Genomic DNA, 2,529 nt, shown 5'->3' with positions numbered 1-2,529 from the left:
CGCCATGGGGTGGCGGGGCGGGTCGTCGGCAGGAGCAGCACGGCGACCAGTGCCGGGACCAGGAGAACGACCTCGACGACGAACGGCAGGGTAGAGGGGAAGGGTGCGTACTGCGCAAGGATCCCACCCAGCAGCGGGCCCGTTCCCAGGCCGCCGACAGAGGCCACGGTGGACACCAGTGCCGCACGTCGGCGGTCGCCGGCCGGCTCCGTCTCGTTCAGGGCCGCGGTCAGTGCGCCCGAGGCGGCGCCGACGGCGAGGCCTTGCAGCAGGCGCGCCCCGAAGAGCCAGCCGACGTCGGTGGCCAGGGCGAATGCCATGGAGCCCAGCGCGGCCACCACCACGGCCGGGACCAGGACGGCACGGCGGCCGACCGCGTCCGAAAGCGGCCCGCAGAGCAGCAGGGACGGTACGAGCGCGGCCACGTAGACCGCGAAGACGAGGGTGACCGTCAGTGGTGAGAAGCCGAACTTCTCCTGGAAGCCGCGGTAGAGGGGTGTGGGGATGTTCGTCCCTGTCAGTAAGAGCAGCAGGGTGTAGGCGACGGCCCAGAATCTGCCCCCGCTCCGGGTGGCCGCCGTCGACGCCGTCGTGGTGGTGGGGATGACGTGCTGGGTTCGCATTGCGTCCTCATCGTCGCGAAGAGAAGGAGATGAAGAAAAAGAGACAGGAGAACTCGGGGCTGCCGGCGGAAGGCGAGAAGCCGTTCCGGTGGTCGCCGACCCCGCACCGCCCTCCGACTGACTGGCGGTCAGTCAATCAGGTCGACCTCATCCGGTCAATGACTGACCGACAGTCAGTCATATAGAGTGGGCACAACAGCCCCACCCCTGGAGCACGTTCGGACGGAGGTGCGCCGATGCCACCCGGCACGCGCCGCAAGCGGGTCGCCAAGAGCCAGGACGACCGTCGGCAGGACATCCTCCGCGCGGGCGAGGAGGTCTTCCGCGACATCGGCTTCGATCAGGCCACCATCACCGACCTCGCCACCGCGGCCGAGATCGGCAAAGGGACCTTCTACCTCTACTTCGACTCCAAGGACCACCTGCTCGGCGCCTTGTGGGAGCGGTACGTCGACGCCATCGTCACCACCACCCGGAGCATCCTCGGCGAGGGCGCCGACTGGTGGCCCACCATCGACCGGCTGCTGACCGCCCTCGTCCAGCACGCCGTACGCAACGCCGAGCTCCATCGCGTCGTCTACGGCTCGGCCAACGCCGCGTCACTGGAGATCTGCAAACAGGCCAACCAGCGGGTCATCGACCTCATCTGCGCCTTCGTCTCCGAGGGTGCGCGGGCCGGGGCCTTCAGCGCGCTCGACGCCGGTGCCTCGTTCCGCATGGTCTACCACGCCATCGACGGATTCCTGGACGACCTCGTCTCCACCGGCGATCCCATCGACACCGACCTGGTCGTCGGCCAAGTGCTCGAACTCACCCACCGGGCCCTGGGCGACCCGGGCGCCTTCCCCGTCCCCCGGCAGCCGAAGGAGCGGTAGAAACGGTAACAGCGCTCTCCTCGTGATGGACATCCGACGGGGCTGTCGTCGACCACGTCGGCGACAGCCCCGGTTGTCCGCCGCATCTACCGCGGACGAGCGGGTTCCCGGGCGCGGCCCCGCAGGGCCGCGGCCGCCCCGGGACCCGCTGACGGAAGCGGATCGTCCAGCGGTCAGGATGCCCTCATGACAGCACACATGTCCGGCCCGGGCCCCGGGGCCCGGGCCTCCGCGCTCGAAGGGCTGGTCGTCAACCGCTCGGCCACCCCCGGCGTCCTGCGGCGGCTGATGGCCCTGCCGGACTTTCCCGAGGAGATCGCCTGGAGCAGCCCCCGGATCGACACCGGCCTCGCGGATGTTCTGCTGGGTCTCGCCGATCCTGGTGTCGACGAGGCCCTGGCGATGAACGAGACACTCCCCGCGGACGTACTCGGCCGCCTGGCCCGGCACCCCTCGCCGGACGTCCGGCGCCATGTGCCGCGTGCCGGGCTCGGCGCGGACGTCGTGGATGTCGAGGATGTCGAGGAGCTGCTGGTCCACGACGCCGACGCGGGCGTGCGCGCGGCCGTCGCCCGCCACACCGAACGGCACGCGCTCGCCGCGCTCCTGGCGGACGACCCCGACGCCACCGTGCGGGAGGCCCTCGCCTCGCGGGCGGGCACCCTGCCGCGCGAACTGGTCGGACGCCTGCTCACCGACGACGCTCCGGCGGTCCGCGCCGCCGTCCTCCGGCCCGGCGGGGCCACCCCGCCGCGGGAACTGCGCGACAGGCTGCTGGCCGACCCGGCCACCCGGGCGCTCACCGTCCCCCATCTGACGCCGGCCCCGGACCTGGCACTGCGGCTGGCCGCCGACCCGGACCCCGAGGTACGGGCCGCTCTGGCCGGATGTCCCGCCCTGCCGGAAGAGGTCCAGGCCCTGCTGGAAGCCGACCGCGACGGGCTCGTCCGCTATGACGTGCTGTTCAGCCGCTGGCTGCCGGACGAGCGCCGGATGCGGCACCTGGCCCGGATCGAGGAGGACGACCGGGC

General features: G+C 71.8%; 2 protein-coding genes and 1 pseudogene. 2 read left to right on the top strand and 1 reads right to left on the bottom strand.

What is annotated here, in order from left to right:
• Positions 1-623, bottom strand: a 623-nt coding sequence (locus tag K6I34_RS35490) for an MFS transporter (RefSeq protein ID WP_229332150.1), incomplete at its 3' end; no start/stop codon positions are given.
• A 236-nt stretch (positions 624-859) separates the two neighbouring features.
• Here K6I34_RS35490 and K6I34_RS35485 point away from each other — a divergent pair.
• Together K6I34_RS35485 and K6I34_RS35480 are read left to right on the top strand one after the other, a co-directional pair.
• The gene (locus K6I34_RS35485; RefSeq protein WP_229332149.1) at positions 860-1,498 is read left to right on the top strand and encodes a TetR/AcrR family transcriptional regulator; all 639 of its coding nucleotides are present in this window, start codon (positions 860-862) and stop codon (positions 1,496-1,498) included.
• Between the two features lie 186 nt (positions 1,499-1,684).
• Positions 1,685-2,529, top strand: a pseudogene (locus K6I34_RS35480) (hypothetical protein); the annotation flags it as partial.

Origin of the sequence: Streptomyces sp. UNOC14_S4 (assembly GCF_020740835.1) — a bacterium.
Taxonomy (GTDB): domain Bacteria; phylum Actinomycetota; class Actinomycetes; order Streptomycetales; family Streptomycetaceae; genus Streptomyces.
Note: the sequence above shows the minus strand (reverse complement) of the source record. Positions and strands in the feature narration are given on the sequence as shown.